We start from the raw sequence: 21,351 nt of genomic DNA on the forward strand, positions 1-21,351 counted from the left end.
CGGACCGCGTCAGCCCTGACGAGGCACGCCCTTGGCAAGCAGGTAGACGAGATACGGCCCGCCGAGCAGTGAGGCGAACAGGCCGACAGGCAGTTCGTACGGGAAGGCCGCCATGCGCGACAGCCAGTCCGATATGGTCATCAGCAAGGCGCCCAGAAGCATCGCCCCGGCAAGATGAATGCGTGCGCGCCAAAAGCCGAGGAGCCGGGCAAGGTGTGGCGCGATCAGGCCGACGAAGCTCAACGGGCCGACGATCAAAGCGGCCAGCGCGGTCAGGAGCGCGCTGACGACGACCAGCATCAGCCGCCCGCCGGCTACGGGCACGCCAAGTCCGCGCGCGCTGTCGGCCCCGAGCGGCAGGATGTCCAGCCAGCGCGCGGCAAGAAAAAGCGGCAGCGTCAGTGGCAACAGGCAGGCCAGTGCAACGGCTGCGTCCAGGGCGGTCGCCTGGCCGGTCGAACCGCTCAGCCAGCGCAACAGCACATAGGACTGTGTATTGCCCATCGCGATCGTCGCGGTGATCAGCGCGCTGCACAGTGCGCTCATGGCAATGCCGGCAAGCAGCAATCGGTCGGCGCCGAACTTTGCCTTGGCGGCGATGGCCAGCATGGCGGCCAGTGCCGCCAGTGAGCCCGCGGCCGAGCCGGCGAGCTGCCAGCCGAGCCCGGTCGTTGCGCTGACCGTCAGCACGGCGGTCAGACCGGCGCCCGCGCCGGTGCCGACGCCAAGCACTTCGGGGCTCGCCAGAGGGTTGCCGGTAACGCGCTGGATGACCACGCCCGCCGCCGCGAGCATCGCGCCGGCGGCCGCGGCCACGCCGACACGCGGCGCGCGCCAGGAGACGAGATCGGCCAGCAGGTCGCAGCCGGCGATCGACCACCCTGCCGGTCCACGCCCGACGACGAGAGCCAAGGCGGCGGCGGCAAATGTGAGCGCAAGCAGGACGAAGATGATGAGCCATGGCCGGCGAGCCTTGCGCGGTGCCGCGCCATTGGAACCGAGATGCGGCCATTCGAACATGCGCAGCCTCGGCAACAGCCACAGCAGCAGTGGGCCGCCCAGAAGCGCGGTTCCCGCGCCGGTCGGAATGCGCTCGCCGCCGGCTCCGGCGGCGAGCTGGACCAGCCCGTCCGTCAGCCACAGCAGTACTGCGCCGATCAGCGGCGCGGCGACCAGCTTCTGCCGCAGGGTGCGCGCGCCCGAAAGCATGGCGAGCGCCGGCGCGGCAAGGCCGACGAAACCGATGACGCCGATCTGCGCCGCGACAGTCGTTGCCATCCACACCGCAAGCGCGATGATGAGAAAGCGGCTGGTGTGGCGGGCAACGCCAAGGCCGCGCGCCGAGGCGTCGTCGAGGCCAAGGATGGTCAGCGGCCGCAGCAGCATCAGCGCCGCGGCGGCGCCGGCCGCCAGCCTGATCGTCAGCGCGATGGCCGGTTGCCAATCCTGCTGCACCAGCGACCCGCCGCCCCAGATGAACAGCGAGAACAGGTAGTCGCCATTGGCGAGGATCAGCGCGGCGCTGACGGAACTCGCGGTCAGCGCCACCATCATTCCGGCGAGCACGACCGACACCGGCTCCAGCCCGCGCCGCCAGGTGAACGCCAGCACCAGCAGCACAGCGGCGGTGCCGCCGGCAAAGGCCACCAGCCCTTGCGATCGCTCCATCAGCAACGGCGCGTAAAGCGAGGCGAGCGTCATCGCCAGTTGCGCGCCGCCCGAAATGCCGAGCGTCGATGGTTCCGCCAGCGGATTGCGCAGCACATGCTGCAACAGCAGGCCGGACAGGCCGAGCACGGCGCCCGCCAGCACCGCTACGACGGCGCGCGGCAGCGAGCTGTAGAACAGGATGACATGCTGGAGATCGCCCGGCACCGATGCCGGCTGCTGCATGCCGACGCGCCATGCGAACAAGAGTGTGGCCAGCCCCGCGAGCAGGCCCCACAGGATGATGGGCGACAGCGCGCCGCCGATGGTGCGGTGAGGTATCTCGCTTCGGGCCACAGCGCGCTCCGTCACGAAGCATGACCCGCAAGCGCCGCCGTCGCCAGCCGCGCGAAGCGGCGCGCCGACGGCAGGCAGCCGAAATGGTTGATCGCTTCGAGCACCGCGACGCGGCCTTTGCTCACGGCCGGCAGCGCGTTCCACAACGCATTGGTGGGAAGCGAGCGCCCGACATCCGCCGGCAAGGGCGAGACGATCAGGATGGAGGCCTCGGGCACCCGCGCCAGCGCCTCCAGGCCAACGGGTGCTGCCGCGCTGTAACTTGTCTCTTCGGACCAGGCATTGACCAGGCCGAGCCGTGTGAGCACGTCACCGAACATGGAGTCGCGGCCGAAGGCGCGGAAGTGCCTGGAATCGCCGAGGCTGATGACAAAGACCGGCCGGGCAGACGTTGTTGGCAAGGCGGCGCGACGCCGCGCTATGTCGTCGGCGGTTTCGTCGAGGTAACGCTTCGCCTCGGCCGGTCGTCCGAGCTTCTCGCCCAGCGCCAGCGTCGCTGCCTCGGCAAGAGCGTAGGGCGGTACTCCGGCCTCGTAGACGGTTTGCGCGAACACCGGCGCTATGCGTTCCAGAATCGGGCGTTGGTACTCGTAGAAATTGGAGATGACGATCAGGTCCGGCGCGACGATGCGCAACAGCTCGTAGTTGGGCGTGCCGCGCAGTCCGAGATCGGTCACGGTTTGGGGAACGGCAGGCTCGACCGCAATCCTGCGGAACTGGATCAGTTCGGCCGCCGCCGCCGGCTCGATGCCGAGCGCCAGAAGCGTTTCCAGCATGCCCCAATCGATCGCGGCAACATTTGTCGTCGTAGTCCTGCCGGCAACCGGCGGCAGCAAGGCCGCGGCCGTTAGCGCAAGCACCTGCCGTCTGTTGGGCGGATGGATCATCGCCGGCGGGTTCGGTCCATGATTACCAACTCGTGTGCGCCTTCAGCTTGAAGGAGCGGCCTTCGCCGTAGGAGCAGGTGAGCGTTGTCTGGCAGCTCGACACATAGGTCTTGTCGAAAAGGTTGGTGATGTTGAGGTCGACGCCCCAGTTCTCCTTCTCGTAGCCGAGCTTCAGGTCGGCCAGCGTCACCGCCGGAACCTTCGCCGTATTCTCATTGTCTGCCCATGAGGAGCCGATATAGCGCAACCCGCCGCCAATCGAGATGCCGTCATACCAGTCGCCACGGAAGGTGTAATCGACCGATGCGGAAGCCATCACTTCCGGCACGATGAAAGGCGTCTTGCCGATGAGCGCCGGGTTGGCGTCCTTGGTGATGTCGATGTCGTAAGCTGTGAATGCACCGGTAACCCGGAAATCCTCCGTCACGTTCACCTTGCCTTCGAGTTCGACGCCGCGTGAACGCACCTCGCCGGTCTGCATCTGGGTGAAGGGAGTGACATTCGACGGCACGTTCTGGCGGGTCAGGTCGAACAGCGACAGGGTGAACAGGCCATCGATAAAAGTCGGCACGTATTTCACGCCGACTTCGTATTGCGTGCCCTCTTCCGGCTTGAACAGATTGCCCATCGCATCGGTGCCGATGATCGGATTGAAGAAGGTGGCGATGCTGGCATAGGGGGTTACGCCGTTGGCAAACTCATAGGCCAGGCCGGCGCGGCCGGAGAAATCGCCAACCGTGCTGCTCTGCGTGCTGGAGCCCGCCGAGTAATAGGTCGGGCGGTTGTCGGCTTCGAGCCAGCCACGGTCGTAGCGGCCGTTCAGCGTCACCAGCCAGCCGTCGCCGAAGCGCATTTGATCCTGTGCATAGAAGCCAAGCTGTTTCTGCGTCAGGTCCTGATTGAGATAGCTGACGCGAGGTGTCAGCGGCGAACCGTACACCGGATCGAAAGCGTCGATTGGATTGTCATAATTGGGATCGTAGAGGCCGGACGACTGTACCTGGTCGATGTTGTAATATTTGAAATCGACGCCAGCGAGGATCGTATGTTCGATCGCTCCGGTCGCCACCTTGCCTTCGATCTGGTTGTCGGCGAGGAACGTCTTGGCCGTGGTGTCATGATCGAAATTGATCCGCGCCAGCTCGGTCGGCCCTCCGATCGTTGACCAGCCGTTCGGATAGACGCTGACCTCGTTGATGTCGGCGGCGGTGAAACGGGCGCTGGAGCGAACGGTCCAGTCATTGTCGAACGTGTGCTCGAACTCGTAGCCGAGGGAGCCCTGTTCGCGCTTGTAGAGATCGATGCTCGGCTCCGTGAAGTTCGCATCGGGATCGATGCGGCCATAGTTCACGCCGCCGACAATGTGATCGACCACGGTGCCATCGTAGGGCAGGAAGCTGCCGCCATTATGGTTCTCGTCGATGTGGCTGTAATTGGCCAGTATGGTTAGCGTGGTCGCTTCGTCTGGCTTCCAGCTAATGCTCGGCGAGATGAAGCCGCGCCAGCCGTTCTGCAGGTCGCTGTAGGTATCGCCGCCGGCGACCTTGCCCGTCATCCGGTAGCTGACCGTGCCGTTGCTGGCGACATCGCCGATGTCGAAGCCGAGATAGACATTGCCGGCATCGTTGATGCCGGTTTCGACATAGCGCGTGCGTTCGAAATCCGGGCGCTTGCTGACATAGTTGACCAGGCCGCCCGGATTGCTGCCGCCATAAAGCACCGAGGCCGGCCCCTTCAGCACTTCGATGCGCTCAAGGCCGAAGCTGTCGACATAGAAACCGCCGAAACCATAACTGAACAGCTGGAGGCCATCCATGTAGGTGCCGGTGGCCGTTGCATCGAAGCCGCGAATGTACATCCAGTTGGTGTCGCTGTCGGGACCGAAAGGCTGCGCAAAGAGGCCGGCGGTGTAGCGCAGCGCCTCGTCAGCTTTCTGTGCACCCTGATCCTCGATCTCCTGCCGTCCGACCACCGAGACGGATTGCGGGACCTCCTTGATGTCGGTCGCCGTCTTGGAGCCGGTTCTGGTTGTCTTGGCGACGACGCCGTCGACCGGCCCGGTCGCGCTGTCTCCGGCCTCGCCCTCGACAACGACCGGTTCGAGCTGGGTGCTGGATTGCGCCGTCTGCGCGAACGCCGGCATTGGCGGGATCGTCGCGGCAGCGGCGACGCCAGCCGCCAGAAGCGCCTTGATCCGGTAAATTCTGCTCATCAGGAAAGTCCCCGTCTGTCGTCGTTGAGATACTTGATGATTTACCTCAACTTATCAACGGGTCATTGGACTGATTTGGGCGGCTTGTCCATTCTTGTCCAAACCACTGATATCGCGGTGCCGTGTTGCGGAAATGTCACCGGCGGCCGGCGCTCTTCATCCACGCACCCGGGGTCAATCCGACCACGGACTTGAACACGCGGGTAAGGTGCGCCTGGTCGAAGAAGCCGGTGGCCTGCGCGATGTCGCCAAGCGAGGCAGCCTCATGCGCCATCATCGCCTTTGCCCTGTCGATCCGCGCCTGCATCTGCCAGCGATGCGGCGGCACGCCCGTTGCTGCCTTGAAGGCATGGCTCATCGCGGTTTCGGACAGGCCGGTCAGCGCGGCAAGATCAGCAAGGCGGATCCTGTCCAGGCAGTGGGCGTCGATGTAATCCGTGACGAGGCGCAGTTTGCGGCGGGGCAGGGGCGACCGGCGCCTGGCGGCACTTGGCCGGTCTATCTGGAAAAGGCATGCGAACAAGGCGTTGAGCAGACCTTCGCCATAAAGATCATGCAGGTTCCACTCGCTGCCGCATTCAGCGGCGATAAGGCCGGCAAGCGTGGCGATCCGATCATCGCGAAACTGGAGGCGCGAGATCTGCAAGGCATCGCGATCGAGGCTGCGGCCGAAGCGGCGGGTCAGTGTCGCGGCGTCGAAATGCAGGTCGAGATGCCTGATCCGTTTGAGTCCCTCGACGCGGCCGCGGATCGGCACCCCGGCCGGTATATAGGCTGCGGAAAACGCCTGGTTGTGGCGGCGCGGTTCGCCCTGGGCGCCTTCGACGACGAAGGCACCGTCGCCGTCGATATCGAGAGCGACGAACAGCCGGGGGTCGGGAGAGACGTAATAACCCTCGGCATTGTCACCGCATGAGACATCCCAGAGGTCGGCGACGACGCCGTCCCAGACGTGCCATTTCAGCTCGCCGATCACGGCAAATCCCTGAATCCGGCTCTCCATGCGCGCGACGAAGGTCAATTCTGCTTATCCCGGGCATAAACATGATAGAAAAGATCATGTTTATGCCCGGTCAGCGACAGCACCGCAAGCCCTTGCGTTCGAAGGTCGTGCTGAACCGACGCCGCTGCTGTCGGTCAGCGCAGCCTCAGACGCTTTCGAGATAGGTCTCGATCTCGAAGTCGCTGACGTTGAGCGCGAATGTATTCAGTTCCTGGCGTTTGCAGGCGATGAAAGAGTGGCGCAGGATCGCCGGGAAGATCTCCGCCACATGCGTCCCGCTTTCAAAGGCCGCGATCGCGGATGCCCAGTCCGGCGGCAACTTGGCCGGGGCAAGGCCTTGCCCATCATTCCCGGTTGGGTCGCCCGGTGACATCTGCCTTTCGATGCCGACCAGTGCCGCGCCCAGTATGGCGGCAAGCACAAGATAGGGATTGGCGTCCGCTCCCGACACGCGATGCTCGATCCGGCGCGCACCGGTCGGGCCGCCGGGAATGCGGATCGCGACCATGCGGTTCTCGTAACCCCAGGCGACGGCGGTCGGCGCGTAGGATCTCGGCCGGAGCCTGCGGTAGGAGTTGAAATGCGGCGCGAACACCAGCGTGCTCTCGGCCATCGCCGCCAGCAGTCCGCCGACAGCGTGGCGCATAGTGCCGGAGCCCTGGTCGGTGCCGTCGTCGAAGACGTTGCGCCCGTTGGCGTCGACAAGGCTGAAATGGACGTGGAAGCCGTTGCCGGCTCGGTCGCCATAAGGCTTGGCCATGAAGCAGGCGGCAAAGCCGTGCTTGCGGGCAATGCCCTTCACCGTGCGCTTGAACAGGACGGCGTCGTCGGCCGCCCGCAGCGCGTCCGCGACATGGTTCAAATTGATTTCGAACTGGCCGACGCCGTTCTCGGCAATGGCGGTATCGACGGGAATGCCTTGTGCTCGGCAGGCTTCGTAGATGTCGTGGATGAAGGCCTCGAAGTCGTCGATCTCGTCGATTGACAGTGCCGCGTCGGAATCCAGACGCCGCCCGGTGACCGGCGAGACAGGCCCGACCGGTCGCTGCGATTGCGGGTCGACAAGATAGAATTCGAGCTCGGTGGCGGCCACAGGCGTCAGGCCCAAAGCCTTGTAGCGGTCGAGGATACGGGCCAGTGCCCGCCGGGGATCCCCGAGATACGGTGCGCCGCCTTCGTCGGCGAGCCAGAGCGGGATGAGGGCGGTCGGATGCGCCGTCCAGTTCACCGGAAGGATGCCGCGGCCGGTCCATTGGCACAATCCGTCTGCGTCGCCGGTCGAGAACACCAGCGCGTTGCCTTCGATATCCTCGCCCCAGATGTCCAGCCCGATCAGCGAATAGGGCATGCGCAGCTTGCCCTCCAGTGCCTTGCGCGCCTGCTCGACGGGGATGCGCTTTCCCCGCATGATGCCGTTGAGGTCGCACACCGCGGCCCTCAGGCTCTGGATGTCGTTTCGGCTCTCAAGCCAGCTCAGAACGTCCGCAATTGCATCGCCCAATTTCCAACCTCTGGTTTCGAAGGTGCCCGAGCCCTGATCGGCCGCGCTGTCCCTGGTAAAAATGGCTTGTGAGTTTTCGGGATCCATATCTGGCCGCAGCCGGATGTTTCCCTATTTATTCAAGTCATTAGCTGGGATGTCGGGAGGCATTTCAAAACCAGTTGCGCGATCTGCGACCGAAACATAGAGGCAAGAGCGTGGAAAGCCAAGGCTCGGCATCGGGCTTGGCGCGCGCAGGGTGAAGCCGGGATGCCGGCATCACTCTCGGGCATGCGCGGCCGTCGTGGGGATATGAAACGTCCCTATCACAAATCTTGACCTTCCCCGCACTTGCACCTCTGGCCGCTCTCTGGCTTTTTGGGACACCCATCCGAGCGGACTGATTCGTCACGCCGCTCTGCGTCGATTGCCGTTTTGCGGTGTGATCGATCTGGCGGGGCGTGAAGCGCGAGCGACTGGCGAAGGAGAAGACGCATGGCCGAGTTCAAGAAGCCCGAGATCTCCGAGATGAGACCCAAGATCACCGTTGTCGGCGTCGGCGGCGGCGGCGGCAACGCCATCAACAACATGATCGCCGAGCAGCTTCAGGGCACCGAATTCATTGCCGCCAACACAGACGCGCAGGCGCTCACCATGTCCAAGGCGACGCGGCTGATCCAACTCGGCGCGCATGTAACCGAAGGGCTGGGCGCCGGATCGCTTCCCGAGATCGGCCGCGCCGCGGCCGAGGAATCGCTGGACGAGATCATGGACCATCTGGCCGGCACCCACATGTGCTTCGTCACCGCCGGAATGGGCGGCGGCACCGGAACCGGCGCCGCGCCGGTCATCGCCCAGGCGGCGCGCAAGGCAGGCATCCTGACGGTCGGCGTCGTCACCAAGCCGTTCACTTTCGAGGGCAGGCGCCGCATGCAGATGGCCGAAGAGGGCATCGAGCGGCTGCGCGAAAGCGCCGACACCGTGATCGTCATCCCCAACCAGAACCTGTTCCGGATCGCCGACGCCAAGACCACATTCGCCGATGCCTTCGTCATCGCCGACCGGGTGCTCTACGCCGGCGTCAGCTGCATCACCGATCTCATCGTCAAGGAAGGCCTGATCAACCTCGACTTCGCCGACGTCAAATCGGTGATGCGCGGCATGGGCCGCGCCATGATGGGAACCGGCGAGGCGTCAGGCGATAGCCGGGCGATGAAGGCGGCGGAAGCCGCCATCGCCAACCCGCTGCTGGACGAGATGTCGATGAAGGGCGCCAAGGGCGTGCTGGTCTCGATTTCCGGCGGCCGCGACATGACCCTGTTCGAGGTCGACGAGGCCGCCACGAGAATCCGTGAAGAGGTCTATGAAGACGCCGACATCATCGTCGGCGCCATCTTCGACAAGAGCATGGAAGGCCGGTTCAGGGTTTCGGTGGTGGCCACCGGCCTCGACCGCGGGCTCGGCGTGGAAGATGCCGATGCCGGCATGGCGCACGACCATTCCATGCCATTCGCGGCGCGGACGTTGCAATAGGCGCTGCTCGCCGGCGGCCTTGGCCGCTGCCGGGCACCTCGACGTCGCCGGCGCACCACCAAGTTCAGCCTGGACCTGATCACCCGAAAGCGGCTTGCCGAATGGTGCGATCCGCTCACCGGCGAACGCTGGGCGCCGCCGCTTCACCTGGACGGCGGCGACGGTGATCGGATTCCTGCGCTTTCGCTGCCGCTGTTACCCTGACCGGTGCCACGCCCGGTGTTCGCTCGTCCATTCTCGTTGAAAATCAGCGTTTGCAGGCGCTTGGCGCTTGACTCCGATGCGTCCATGTGAAAAATTTTGCAGAAACTGAAAAAAATATCAGAGGGCGGAACGTGGTTGGATTTGGAAACGGCCTCTTGCGCGATGATGAAACCGGCATGGCGGCACGCGCCGCCTGGCTTCATTACGCTGGCGGCCTGACCCAGTCCGAGGTTGCCAAGCGCCTCGGGCTGACCAGCCTCAAGGCCCACCGCCTCATCACCAAGGCCAATCAGGAAGGGCTGGTGAAGGTCTATATCGACGGCGAAGTCTCGGAATGCGTCGAGCTCGAGGACGAGCTGTCGCGCCGCTACGGCCTCGATTATTGCGAGGTGGTTCCCGATTTCGATTCCGAGGAGTTGCCGCTCAAGGCGCTCGGCATCGCCGGCGCGCAATTCCTCAAGCGTGAGATCGAACGCGGCGAGCAGGCGCTGATCGGCGTCGGCCATGGCCGCACGCTCGCCGCCTGCGTGGAATACCTGCCGCGCAGCTCGACAGACAAGATCCGCTTCGTTTCGCTGCTCGGCGGCTTGACGCGGAAGTTCTCGGCCAACCCGCATGACGTCATTCACCGCCTCGCCGAGCGCACCGGCGCCGAAGCCTATGTGATGCCGGTGCCGATGTTCGCCAACACGGTGGACGACCGCGCGGTGTTGCTGGGACAGAAGGGCATCAGCGAGGTTTTCGATCTCGCAAGATCCGCCGACCTTTTGTTTGCCGGCATCGGCACGGCCGAACGCGAAGCCTCGCTCGTCGCCACCGGCATGATCGAGAAGGGCGAGATGGAGGAGATCCGCCGCAATGGCGGCGTCGGCGAATTGCTCGGCCATTTCTTCGACGATGCCGGCAAAGCGGTGGCGACAACCCTTTCCAATCGGGCGCTGGCGCTGGCGCGCGAGGACATCGCCAGCCGCCGGATCGTCGCGGTCGCCGGCGGCAAGGTCAAGGTTCGAGCCGTCAAAGCGGTGCTGGAGGGCCGCTATCTCAAGGGCCTGATAACTGATGAGCGGACAGCGCGATCGCTCGTGGAGGAGACGCCAGTCGGGTAGCCGGCGTCGGTTCAGTTAAAACTACCCTGTGGAGGAGAAGACCAAATGCATGAGAAAGAGAAAGACCTCATTGACGCTTTCCTGCGCGGACAAGTCGACCGTCGTGGGCTGATCAAGGGCCTGGGTGCGATGGGCCTTGCCGCCGGCACGGCCGGTACGCTGCTCAATCTTGGGCAGACCCGGGCGCTGGCCGCCGACTTCGACTGGAAGGCGCACCAGGGCAAGACCATCAAGCTCCTGCTCAACAAGCATCCCTATGCGGATGCGATGATCGCCAACCTCGAAAACTTCAAGCAGTTGACCGGCATGAATGTCGTCTACGACGTGTTCCCGGAAGACGTCTATTTCGACAAGGTCACGGCCGCGTTGTCGGCGAGCTCGCCCGAATACGATGCCTTCATGACCGGCGCCTATATGACCTGGACCTACGGCCCAGCCGGCTGGATCACCGACCTCAATGAATGGATCAAGGATCCGGCCAAGACCAACCCCAACTATGCCTGGGATGACTTCCTGCCGGGCGTCAAGAACTCCTGCGCCTGGAACGGCAAGCCGGGCGGGGCTCTGGGGTCCGAAGACGCCAAGCAATGGTGCATTCCGTGGGGCTTCGAGCAGAACAACATCACCTACAACAAGGGGATGTTCGACAAGGCAGGCGTCAAGGTTCCCGGCAATATGGACGAGATGGTGGCCGCGGCCGCCAAGCTCACCAAGGATGTCGGCGGCGGCGTCTACGGCATTGGCGTGCGCGGGTCGCGCTCCTGGGCGACGATCCATCCGGGTTTCCTTTCGGCCTACGCCAATTTCGACCAGAAGGATCTGAACGTGTCGGCCGACGGCAAATTGTCGGCCGCCATGAACACCGCCCAGTCCAAGGCTTTCCACAAGCAATGGGTGCAGATGATCCAGGAAAGCGGTCCGAAGGACTGGTCGACCTACACCTGGTACCAGGTCGGCGCCGATCTCGGCGCCGGCGCCTCGGCGATGATCTTCGACGCCGACATCCTCGGCTACTTCATGAATGGCGGCGACAACAAGATGGCCGGCAAGCTTGCCTTTGCCGCCTTCAAGGCCAACCCGGAGGCCAAGGCGCCAACGCCGAACATCTGGATCTGGTCGCTGTCGATGTCCAACTTCTCCAAGGACAAGGACGCCACGTGGTACTTCATGCAGTGGGCCTCCGGACCCGAGCATGCTCTGTTCGGCGCCACCAAGATGGATTTCGTCAATCCGGTCCGCCAGTCGGTCTGGAAGGATGAGACGTTCCGCGAGAAGCTGAACAAGAGCTATCCCGGTTATGTCGAGATGTTCGACGCCTCGGCGCCGGGCGCCTCGATCAAGTTCACGGCGCAGCCGCTGTTCTTCGATCTCACCACCGAATGGGCGGCGACGCTGCAAAAGATGGTGGCCAAGGAAGTGCCGGTGGACGAGGGTCTCGACAAGCTGGCCGAAAGCATCAACGGCCAGCTCAAGGAAGCCGGCCTCGGCTAGATGTAACAGAGGACCGGCCAGCCTTGGCAGGCCGGTCCTCACCTGACCTTTTCAAGATTGCGACGCGGGGCCGTAAGGTGGCCGCCAATTCGCCCGACCGGCCGCCTTGCTCCCTTGGGCGGCCGGCAGGGCGGAGCGACAGGGACAACGGAGCAGCACGATGACTGCGGTGGTATCGCAAAGGCCCAAGCCCTCGGGCTTCAGGATCAGCAAGAGAGTGCTGCCGTACGTGCTCAGCCTGCCGGCTCTGCTGGTCTGCATCGGCATCCTGATTCCGTTCCTGACCTCGGTCGTCTATTCCTTTCAGCGCTATCGGCTGAGCCAGCCCTGGGCGCGGCAGTTCAACTGGGGCGACAACTACATCTCCTTCTTCACCGATCCGAAGTTCTGGAACACGCTCAAGATCTCGCTGCTCTATGCCGGCACCACGGTGGTGCTGGAATTGCTTCTCGGCCTGGCCATCGCGCTGCTTTTGCAGAAGCGCTCGACCCTGAACAACTTCATCTCGATCATGCTGCTGATGCCGCTGATGACGGCGCCGGCACTGGCCGCGCTGATGTGGAAGCTGATGACCAATCCCGGCTTCGGCGTGCTGAGCTATCTTGCCAGCCTCATCGGCTTACAGGATTTCCGCTGGGCCTCGTCGCCGTCGACGGCTTTGTTCACCGTCGTTCTCGTCGATATCTGGGTCTACACGCCCTTCATCATGATCCTGCTGCTTGCCGGCCTGCGCAGCCTGCCGACGCAGCCCTTCGAGGCCGCGGCCCTCGACGGCGTGCCGAGGAGCTTCGTCTTCTTCCGCATCACGCTGCCGATGCTGACGCCGTATATCCTGACGGCGACTTTGTTCCGCCTGCTCGATTCCATCCAGCAGTTCGACATCATCTACGCCATGACGCAAGGAGGACCGGGCGACACGCTGACCGTCTTCCAGGTCGAGGCCTATCTCAACTTCTTCCAGTCGACCAATGTCGGCCGCTCGGCGGCGCTGATGATCATCCTGTGGGCGATCACCTATTTCCTCTCCAACATCTTCATCAAGAACTGGCTCAGGCTGCGCGAGCGCGCCCGTGGCCAGGCATAGGACGAGGCAGCCATGGAACACACCTCCTTGCTTGAACGCACCCTGCGCGGCGCGGCACTCACGCTGGTCGTGATCTTCTTCATGTTCCCGATCGTCTGGATCCTGATGATGTCGTTCCAGACCAACGAGACCATCCTGCGCATTCCGCCGCAGCTGGTCTTCGAGCCGACGCTTGCCAACTACACAGCGCTGATCACCGGCAAGCTGACGACCGCCGCCGGCACGCTCGACATCGCCTTCATGCGCAACCTGTGGAATTCGGTGTTCCTGTCGGTGACCTCGGTGGCGGTCTCGCTGCTGCTCGGCGTCCCGGCGGCCTACGCCTTCGCGCGGCACAAGTTCCGCGGCTCGGAGGACATCGCCTTCACGCTGCTGTCGTTCAGGTTCGCGCCGGCCCTGCTGGTGCTGTTGCCGCTTACGCTCTATTTCCAGAAGCTCGGGCTGGCCAACACCTATATCGGGCTGATCTGGGTCTACCAGCTGATCTGCCTGCCGCTGATCCTGTGGATCGTGCGCGGCTATTTCGAGGATATTCCGGCCGACATCGAATATGCCTATCGCATCGGCGGCCATTCCTGGTTTGCCACCTTCCGCAAGATCGCGCTGCCGCTCGCCGGCCCCGGCATCGCCGCTGCCGGCCTGCTTGCCTTCATCTTCGCCTGGAACAATTTCGTTTTCGCGCTGGTGCTGGCCTCGGCCGACAAGCAGCCGGTCACGGTCGGCGCGCTCGCCTTCATCACCTCCTCGGGCATCCAGTACGGCCAGATCTCGGCGGCCATCGTCCTGTCGATCACGCCGACGCTGGCGCTCGCCCTCTATGCACAGCGCTATCTGGTCGAAGGCCTGTCGCTCGGCGCGGTGAAGGGGTAGTTCCATGGCCAGCCTCGAACTCAGAAACCTCGTCAAGCGCTACAAGAGCCAGACCGTGCTCGACAATCTTTCGCTGACCGTCGCCGACGGTGAGACGCTGGTCCTGTTCGGACCCTCCGGCGCCGGCAAGACGGTGCTGCTGCGCCTCGTCGCCGGCGTCATCGACCCCGACGAAGGCAAGATCCTCATCGGCGGCGAGGACATGACCGACGTCGACGCCGAATTTCGTGGCGTCGGCATGGCGTTCCAGAATTTCGCACTGTTTCCGCATATGAGCGCGTTCGACAACATCGCGACGCCGCTGGAGGCCAAGCGCTCGTCGCAAGGCGCGATCAAGGCCGGCGTCGAGAGTGTCGCCAAGCTGTTGAAGATCGCCCATGTGCTCTCCCACAAGCCGCGTGCGCTCTCCAATGGCCAGAAGCAGCGCACCGCGCTTGCCCGTGCGCTGGTCGGCTCGCCACCGCTGCTGCTGCTCGACGATCCCTTGCGCAATGTCGATGCCAAGCTGCGTTTCGAGATGCGTCTCGAACTGCCGCGCCTGCTAGCCGACCGCGGCGCCACCGTCGTCTACGTCACCCAGGATTATAAGGAAGCCATGGCGCTCGGCGACCGCATCGCGGTGATGTCGCAAGGCGTCATCAGCCAGCTCGGCACGCCCGAACAAATCTATCGCGAGCCGGCCAACATCGAGATCGCGCGGCTGTTCGGCGACCCGACCATCAACCTGCTCGACGTCAAGCCGGCGCTTGGCGCCAAGGGAATCCATGTCGCCCTGTCGAATGTGCAGGTCCATCTCGGCGGGGCTCCCGAGACCGCGGTCGGCCGCGACTGCATCATCGGGCTCAGGCCGGAAGCACTGCATTTCGTCGGAGAAAATGAACCCGGCGCCATTCCGGTGACGGTCGAGGCCGAAACCCCGCTCAACGAAAAGATCGTCACGCTGGTGCGCACGTTGCGCGGCCGCGAGATCCTGGTTTCGCGGCCGGCCGGAACACCGGGCCGCAGCGAAGGCAAGGCCCACATTGCCGTCGACGGCAAGAGCGCCCTGTTGTTCGATCGCGCCGGCGGCGAGCGCATCGGCTCGAAGAATGTCGTCAGTTTGCGCAACGGAGAAGCCGCATGAGCGCGAGCGCACTCACCATTTCCGGCGTCGACAAATTCTATGGCCCGATCGACCGGGGCGTCCATGCCGTCAAGAAGCTGACGATGGAGATCGGCAAGGGCGAGATCGTGGCGCTGCTCGGTTCGTCCGGCTGCGGCAAGACCTCGACCTTGCGCATGATCGCCGGCTTCGAGGAGGTGTCGCGCGGCGCGATCTCGGTCGCCGGCCGCCAGGTGCACACGCTGCCGCCGGTCAGGCGCAACGTGGCGATGGCCTTCGAGGGCTATTCGCTCTACCCGCCGCTGACGGTGCGCGAGAACATGGCCTTCGCGCTCAAGGCGGCCCGGCTGCCCAGAAGCGAGGTCGAGGCCAGGGTCGCCAGCATCGCCAAGCTGCTCGAGATCGAGGATATATTGGAGCGTTACCCAAGCTCTATCTCCGGCGGCCAGCAGCAGCGCGCCAGCCTCGGCCGGGCGCTGATCCGCGACGCCGATTTGCATCTGCTGGACGAGCCGATGGGGCAGCTCGAGCCGCAGCTTCGCGCCGTGCTGCGCGGCCGCATCAAGCATTTCATCAAGGAGCGCGGCTTGACAGCGATCCTGGTCACGCACGACCAGACCGAGGCCAATGCGCTTGCCGACCGCATCGCGGTGATGGAAGGCGGCGTGCTGCAGCAGTTCGATACGCCGGACAGGATCAAGGAGCGTCCGGCGAACCTGTTCACCGGCACCTTCGTCGGCGAGCCGCCGATGAATGTCTTCGAGGCCTATGTCGGCGCCACCGCCGGGCGCATCAATCTCAGGCTTCCCGACGGGCTGTCGCTGGACTACGACAAGGACGCCTTCAGCGCTCCCGTCCGCGACCAGTTGCTCAGCCGCGAGCGCGTCGTCATCGGCATCAGGCCTTATGCGGTGCGGCGCTCGAAGGAGGGTGTTCCCGCCAGGGTCTCGGCCAACCAGTGGCTTGGCGACCAGACCCATATCGCGGCCGATTTCGCCGGCGGCTCGCTGGTCCTGGTCGAGCACGACCGCACCCGGCTGGACCTTGGCGCGCCGATCAATGTCAGCATCGACCCGAAGAACCTGCATGTCTTCGACCAGGCGAGCGGCGAGGCCATTTCGCACGGCATGGAGCTCGCCTGATGCGTGATCTCTTGATCGGTATCGACGCCGGTACTTCCGTCATCAAGTCCATCGCCTTCGACACGAAAGGCCGGCAGATCGCCGCCGCGGCAACGCCGAACCATTACGAGACGCTGCCGGGCGGCGGCGCCGAACAGGATCTGGCTTGCACATGGGCGGATGCGGCGGCGACCTTGCGCCAGCTTGCCGACAAGGTGCCCGATCTCGCCAGCCGGACGATCGCCATCGCAGTGACCGGGCAGGGCGACGGCACCTGGTTGATCGACGGCAAGGGCGAGCCGGTGGCAAAGGGCTGGCTCTGGCTCGACGCGCGCGCCGCCGGCGTCGTCGAGGAGATCCGCGCGCGGCCGGAAGACAGGCTGCGCTTCGAAAAGACCGGCAGCGGGCTCGCCGCCTGCCAGCAGGGCTCGCAGTTCGTGTTCATGAAGCGCAACATGCCCGAAATGCTTGGCAAGGCGGCGACGGCGTTTCACTGCAAGGACTGGCTCTATTTCAAGCTGACCGGCGAGCGCGTCACCGACCCCTCCGAGGGAACCTTCACCTTTGGCGATTTCCGCACCCGCGACTATAGCGAGGATGTGCTCGACGTGCTCGGCGTCGCCGACCTCAGGCATTTGCTACCGCCGGTCACAGACGGCACCAGGCACAGCGCCGGTCTGTCGCAGGCGGCGGCCGCCGCCACCGGCATGCTTGCCGGCACGCCGATCGTGCTCGGCTATGTCGACGTCGTCTGCACCGCGCTTGGCGCCGGCCTGCTCGACCGCGAGCGCAAGCCCGGCTGCACCATCATCGGTTCCACCGGCATGCATATGCGGCTGGCCGAGACGCCGGATGACGTGCAGCTCAACGAGGCCGCGACCGGTTATACCATGGCCATGCCGGCGCCCGGCGTGTTCGCGCAGATGCAGTCCAACATGGCGGCGACGCTCAACATCGACTGGGTGCTTGGGCTTGCCTCCGGCATCCTCGCCTCGCAAGGCATCACCCGCAGCAATGGCGAGATGATCGCGCTCGTCGATGCCTGGATCGCGGCCTCGCAGCCCGCCTCACTGCTCTACCAGCCCTATGTGTCGGAGGCCGGCGAGAGGGGGCCGTTCGTCGATGCCAATGCCAGGGCCGGCTTCGTCGGCATTTCCTCGCGCCACGGCTATGCCGACCTGGTGCGCGCCGTCTTCGAGGGATTGGCCTTCGCCGCGCGCGATTGCTACGCCGCCATGGGGCCATTGCCGCGCGAGATCCGGCTGACCGGAGGCGCCGCCCGAAGCCCGGCGCTGCGCAAGATCCTCGGAGCCGCCGTCGGCGCAGACATCCGCACCAGCCAGCGCGAGGAGGCCGGGGCGGCCGGCGCGGCGATGATAGCCGCGGTCTGCGTCGGCCTGTACAAGTCGATGGACGAATGCGTCGCGGAATGGGTGACGCCGCTGCTTGGCGAGGCGGAGCCGAGTGATCGGGACCTCGCCGCGATCTACGACAGGATGACCCCGTCCTACATGTTGGCGCACCAGGCGCTGCGGCCGGTCTGGCGCGCGATGGCTTCGGTGCAGGCAAATTGAGAAGTCGAGTATGCCCAGGAAAATAGCGATCATTGGTGACAACTTCATGCTTCCGGAGGTGTTTCGCGCCAAAATCGAGAAGGTCGCGAGCGGTGACCTCGATGTCAGGACATTGCAGACCGCCTGGCCCGACGAGCCGATGGAATTCGGCGATCCGGCGCTCGGCCTCGACAAGGTCAAGGAGTATTTCGGCCGTCCCGACGAGGTCGTCGAGTTCATTGGCGATGCCGAGATCCTCGTCACCCAGCTTGCACCATTGTCGGAGGGCATGATGCGCCGCCTGCCGGCCCTGAAGCTGGTCGCGGTGTCGCGCGGCGGCCCGATCAACATCGACATGGAAGCGGCGCGCGCGCATGGCATCACCGTCGTCAACGTGCCCGGCCGCAACGCGACCGCCGTGGCCGAATTCACCATCGGCGCCATATTGGCCGAAACGCGGCTGATCCGGGTCGGCCACGAAGCGCTGCGCAGGGGCGAATGGCGCGGCGATCTCTACCGCGCCGACCGCACCGGCCGCGAGCTTAGCGAGATGACGGTCGGCGTCGTCGGTTACGGCAATATCGGAACAAAGGTAGTCAGGCTGCTGCGCGCTTTCGGCTGCCACGTTCTGGTCAGCGACCCCTATGTGCAGTTGAGCGCAGAGGACCGCAACGCCGGCGTCGAACTGGTCGCGCTTGACGATCTCCTATCCCGCTCCGACGTGGTCACGCTGCATTCGCGGGTGACGCCGGAGACGCGCGGCCTGATCGGCAAGGACACCATCGCGCGGATGAAACCCGGGGTGATCTTCGTCAACACGGCGCGCGGGCCGCTGGTCGACTATGACGCACTCTATGAGGCGCTTGTTTCAGGCCAGATCGCCAGCGCCATGCTGGAGACGTTCGCGGTCGAGCCTGTGCCGTCGGACTGGCCCTTGCTGCAGCTTCCCAACGTGACGCTGACGCCGCATATCGCCGGCGCCTCGGTGCGCACCGTGACCTATGCGGCCGAGCAGGCCGCCGAGGAAGTGCGCCGCTATATCGCCGGGCTGCCTCCGGTCAATCCGTGCTGAGGCGGCAGCCATGGTGTGTAAATCCGGCAGCGAGATCGTGACGAGATGAGTGGCGGACCCGAAATCGTCGACCTTTTCGTCATCGGCGGCGGCGTCAACGGCGCCGGCATAGCCCGCGATGCAGCAGGCCGCGGCCTCTCCGTCATCCTGTGCGAAAAGGACGATCTGGCGGAAGGCACCAGTTCGCGATCGGGCAAGCTCGTCCATGGCGGCCTGCGCTACCTCGAATATTACGAGTTCCGCCTGGTGCGCGAGGCGCTGATCGAGCGCGAGGTACTCCTGGAATCGGCACCGCACATCATCTGGCCGATGCGCTTCGTGCTGCCGCACAGTCCTGACGACCGGCCGGCCTGGCTGGTGCGGCTCGGCCTGTTCCTCTACGACCATCTCGGCGGCCGCAAGCGGCTGCCGGCCACCCGCACGCTCGACCTGCGCACCGCGCCCGAGGGCGCGCCGATCAAGGACGAGTTCAAGCGCGGTTTCGAATATTCCGATTGCTGGGTCGACGACGCCCGTCTCGTGCTGATCAATGCGCTGGATGCGCGCGAGCGCGGAGCGAAGATCTTCACCCGAACCGCCTGCACCGCCGCCCGCCGGGAAGGCGGCCTCTGGTCGGTGGAGATGCGCGACGGCAAGACCGGCGTGAAAACCACCGTGCGGGCGCGGGCGCTGGTCAATGCCGCCGGCCCTTGGGTCAACGACATCATCAACCGCGTTGCTGGCCAGAACTCGACGCGCAATGTCCGGCTGGTCAAGGGCAGCCATATCGTCGTGCCCAAATTCTGGGAGGGCCGCCAAGCTTACCTCATCCAGAACAGCGACAAGCGGGTGATCTTCATCAATCCTTATCAGGGCGATCTCGCCTTGATCGGCACCACCGACATTCCCTATGACGGCCGACCCGAGGACGTGGCGGCGGATGAGAGCGAGATCGAATACCTGATCAGGGTGGTCAACCGTTATTTCAAGCGTGGCCTCGCGCGCGGCGATGTCGTCTATTCGTTCTCCGGCGTCAGGCCGCTCTATGACGACAATGCCGACAACCCGAGTGCCGTGACCCGCGACTATATTTTCGAACTCGACGCGCCGGATGCTGAGGCGCCGCTGCTGTCCGTCTTCGGCGGCAAGATCACCACCTTCCGCAAGCTCGCCGAGCATGCGCTGGACAGGATCGCTCCGTTCTTCCCCCGGATGGGCAAGCCTTGGACGGCGAAGGCGCATCTGCCTGGCGGCGACATCGCCAATGCCGATTTCGAACAGTTTCTAGGAGATCTCGGGCGGGAGTATCCATGGATGCCTGCATCGCTGCTCAAGCATTACGGTCGGCTCTACGGCACCAGGACACGTCTTCTGGTCGGCGCGGCCCGTTCGCTCGCGGAACTCGGGCGATGTTTCGGCAAGGATTTCTTCGAGCGCGAGGCCAGTTACCTGTTCGAGCAGGAATGGGCTGAGACACCGGCCGACATTCTCGAACGGCGCACCAAGCACGGCCTGCATCTTTCCGCCGAGGAGAGATCGGCTTTCGAACACTGGTGCGCGAGCCGGCTGGCGAGGGCAGGGTGATGGCAATCATTGCCAATGTAGCGCGACAGGGCTGAGAGGATCGCGATCTTGGCATTCACGCTCTCCCTCAACACCAATCCGCTGGTCAATCGCTTTGCCGAGCCTGACGACCTGGTTGATACCATTGCCTACGACATCGGCATCAGGGACATTCAGCTCACGCATGAATTCGTCAATCCGGGCTGGCCGGCGGCGACGATCGTGAAATTCGTCCGCCTGTTTCGTGGCGCACTCTCCCGCACGGGCGTGCGCGTGACCTCGGGCATGACCGGTCCTTACGGCCGGCTCAACCATTTCGGCCATCCAGACGCGGACGTGCGCCGCTACTATGTCTGCTGGTTCAAGACCTTTGCCGACATCTCGGCCGAGCTTGGCGCCGGCGGCATGGGTACCCAATTCGCGATCTTCACCCATCGCGATTATGATGATCCCGCGCGCCGCGCGCGCCTGTTCGACATTGCACTGGAATGCTGGCGCGAGGTCGCCGAACACGCCCGCGCGGCCGGGCTTAACTACCTGTTCTGGGAGCCGATGTCGGTCGGCCGCGAGTTCGGCCACACGATCGAGAATTGCAGGCTGCTGCAGAATGCGATCGACGCGGCCGGCATGGCCATTCCGCTGGAGATGATGGTCGACATCGACCATGGCGACGTCACCTCCAGCAACCCGGCTGATATCGATCCCTATGCCTGGGCTGAGGCTTTCCCCAGGAAGTCGCCGATCATCCACATCAAGCAATCGTCGATGAACAAGGGTGGTCATTGGCCGTTCACAGCGGCTCACAACAGGGACGGCCGCATCACGCCTGAAAAGCTGCTGGAGACGGTGCGGCGCGGCGGCGGCACCGACAACGAGATCTGCCTCGAACTGTCGTTCCGCGAGCGCGAACCGGTCGACCACCAGGTGGTCGCCATGATCCGCGAATCGGTCGACTACTGGGCGCCCTTTATCGACACGGGCAGGCCTGATCTGCTGCCGAAAACCGGGTAGAGGTCGGGGCGGCAGCCGATGCCACTCGCGCCTGTTGGCGGTCCAACCGGTTGGCCCGCCAGCGAAGCAATCAGAT

General features: G+C 64.5%; 16 protein-coding genes. 11 read left to right on the top strand and 5 right to left on the bottom strand.

The window, feature by feature from the left end; translation table 11 throughout:
- Positions 1-9: 9 nt before the first annotated feature.
- The 5 genes from fhuB to FJ949_RS17615 all read right to left on the bottom strand — a co-directional run bounded on the left by fhuB (position 10) and on the right by FJ949_RS17615 (position 7,607).
- Positions 10-2,004 carry a Fe(3+)-hydroxamate ABC transporter permease FhuB gene (fhuB, locus tag FJ949_RS17595; protein WP_210242141.1) on the bottom strand — a complete coding sequence of 665 codons (1,995 nt, stop codon included), beginning with the start codon at positions 2,002-2,004 and terminating at the stop codon, positions 10-12.
- An 11-nt stretch (positions 2,005-2,015) separates the two neighbouring features.
- Entirely contained in the window at positions 2,016-2,864 is an 849-nt protein-coding gene (locus FJ949_RS17600) for an iron-siderophore ABC transporter substrate-binding protein (RefSeq protein ID WP_224646559.1), read from the bottom strand.
- A gap of 49 nt (positions 2,865-2,913) precedes the next feature.
- Positions 2,914-5,103, bottom strand: a complete 2,190-nt coding sequence (locus tag FJ949_RS17605) for a TonB-dependent siderophore receptor (RefSeq protein ID WP_140497750.1) — start codon at positions 5,101-5,103, stop codon at positions 2,914-2,916.
- A 136-nt stretch (positions 5,104-5,239) separates the two neighbouring features.
- On the bottom strand, positions 5,240-6,124 hold the full coding sequence (locus FJ949_RS17610) for an AraC family transcriptional regulator (protein ID WP_181171738.1): 885 nt from the start codon (positions 6,122-6,124) through the stop codon (positions 5,240-5,242).
- Positions 6,125-6,251: 127 nt separating this feature from the next.
- Complete coding sequence (locus tag FJ949_RS17615) at positions 6,252-7,607, bottom strand: glutamine synthetase family protein (protein WP_140497752.1); 1,356 nt, start codon at positions 7,605-7,607, stop codon at positions 6,252-6,254.
- Positions 7,608-8,081: 474 nt separating this feature from the next.
- Between FJ949_RS17615 and ftsZ the strand changes: the two genes are divergently transcribed.
- The 11 genes from ftsZ to FJ949_RS17670 all read left to right on the top strand — a co-directional run bounded on the left by ftsZ (position 8,082) and on the right by FJ949_RS17670 (position 21,275).
- Positions 8,082-9,119 (top strand): cell division protein FtsZ, encoded by a 1,038-nt coding sequence (gene ftsZ / locus FJ949_RS17620; protein WP_140497755.1) that lies wholly within the window; start codon positions 8,082-8,084, stop codon positions 9,117-9,119.
- A gap of 335 nt (positions 9,120-9,454) precedes the next feature.
- Entirely contained in the window at positions 9,455-10,429 is a 975-nt protein-coding gene (locus FJ949_RS17625; protein ID WP_181165158.1) for a sugar-binding transcriptional regulator, read from the top strand.
- Positions 10,430-10,474: 45 nt separating this feature from the next.
- Entirely contained in the window at positions 10,475-11,920 is a 1,446-nt protein-coding gene (locus FJ949_RS17630) for an extracellular solute-binding protein (protein WP_140497757.1), read from the top strand.
- Positions 11,921-12,080: 160 nt separating this feature from the next.
- Positions 12,081-13,004, top strand: coding sequence for a sugar ABC transporter permease (locus FJ949_RS17635; protein ID WP_013896837.1), 924 nt, complete (start codon positions 12,081-12,083; stop codon positions 13,002-13,004).
- Between the two features lie 12 nt (positions 13,005-13,016).
- Positions 13,017-13,874, top strand: coding sequence for a carbohydrate ABC transporter permease (locus FJ949_RS17640; RefSeq protein ID WP_140497759.1), 858 nt, complete (start codon positions 13,017-13,019; stop codon positions 13,872-13,874).
- A gap of 4 nt (positions 13,875-13,878) precedes the next feature.
- A complete protein-coding gene (locus FJ949_RS17645; protein WP_140497761.1) occupies positions 13,879-14,997 on the top strand; it encodes an ABC transporter ATP-binding protein in 1,119 nt (372 codons plus the stop codon).
- Positions 14,994-16,118 carry an ABC transporter ATP-binding protein gene (locus FJ949_RS17650; protein ID WP_140497763.1) on the top strand — a complete coding sequence of 375 codons (1,125 nt, stop codon included), beginning with the start codon at positions 14,994-14,996 and terminating at the stop codon, positions 16,116-16,118. The genes FJ949_RS17645 and FJ949_RS17650 overlap by 4 nt, the downstream gene beginning before the upstream one ends.
- Positions 16,118-17,671, top strand: coding sequence for an FGGY-family carbohydrate kinase (locus FJ949_RS17655; protein WP_140497765.1), 1,554 nt, complete (start codon positions 16,118-16,120; stop codon positions 17,669-17,671). The genes FJ949_RS17650 and FJ949_RS17655 overlap by 1 nt, the downstream gene beginning before the upstream one ends.
- Before the next feature lie 10 nt (positions 17,672-17,681).
- On the top strand, positions 17,682-18,722 hold the full coding sequence (locus FJ949_RS17660) for a 2-hydroxyacid dehydrogenase (RefSeq protein ID WP_140497767.1): 1,041 nt from the start codon (positions 17,682-17,684) through the stop codon (positions 18,720-18,722).
- Between the two features lie 45 nt (positions 18,723-18,767).
- A complete protein-coding gene (locus tag FJ949_RS17665) occupies positions 18,768-20,285 on the top strand; it encodes a glycerol-3-phosphate dehydrogenase (RefSeq protein ID WP_140497769.1) in 1,518 nt (505 codons plus the stop codon).
- 48 nt (positions 20,286-20,333) lie between these two features.
- Positions 20,334-21,275, top strand: a complete 942-nt coding sequence (locus FJ949_RS17670; protein ID WP_140497771.1) for a TIM barrel protein — start codon at positions 20,334-20,336, stop codon at positions 21,273-21,275.
- Positions 21,276-21,351 lie beyond the last annotated feature (76 nt).

The organism is Mesorhizobium sp. B2-4-1 (assembly GCF_006442185.1).
Taxonomy (GTDB): Bacteria; Pseudomonadota; Alphaproteobacteria; order Rhizobiales; family Rhizobiaceae; genus Mesorhizobium.

Bases quoted from the DNA above. Each gene is read 5' to 3' on its own strand.
- FJ949_RS17605 (WP_140497750.1), bottom strand. From the start codon at position 5,103: ATGAGCAGAATTTACCGGATCAAGGCGCTTCTGGCGGCTGGCGTCGCC.
- ftsZ (WP_140497755.1), top strand. From the start codon at position 8,082: ATGGCCGAGTTCAAGAAGCCCGAGATCTCCGAGATGAGACCCAAGATC.
- FJ949_RS17630 (WP_140497757.1), top strand. From the start codon at position 10,475: ATGCATGAGAAAGAGAAAGACCTCATTGACGCTTTCCTGCGCGGACAA.
- FJ949_RS17635 (WP_013896837.1), top strand. From the start codon at position 12,081: ATGACTGCGGTGGTATCGCAAAGGCCCAAGCCCTCGGGCTTCAGGATC.
- FJ949_RS17640 (WP_140497759.1), top strand. From the start codon at position 13,017: ATGGAACACACCTCCTTGCTTGAACGCACCCTGCGCGGCGCGGCACTC.
- FJ949_RS17645 (WP_140497761.1), top strand. From the start codon at position 13,879: ATGGCCAGCCTCGAACTCAGAAACCTCGTCAAGCGCTACAAGAGCCAG.
- FJ949_RS17650 (WP_140497763.1), top strand. From the start codon at position 14,994: ATGAGCGCGAGCGCACTCACCATTTCCGGCGTCGACAAATTCTATGGC.
- FJ949_RS17655 (WP_140497765.1), top strand. From the start codon at position 16,118: ATGCGTGATCTCTTGATCGGTATCGACGCCGGTACTTCCGTCATCAAG.
- FJ949_RS17660 (WP_140497767.1), top strand. From the start codon at position 17,682: ATGCCCAGGAAAATAGCGATCATTGGTGACAACTTCATGCTTCCGGAG.
- FJ949_RS17665 (WP_140497769.1), top strand. From the start codon at position 18,768: ATGAGTGGCGGACCCGAAATCGTCGACCTTTTCGTCATCGGCGGCGGC.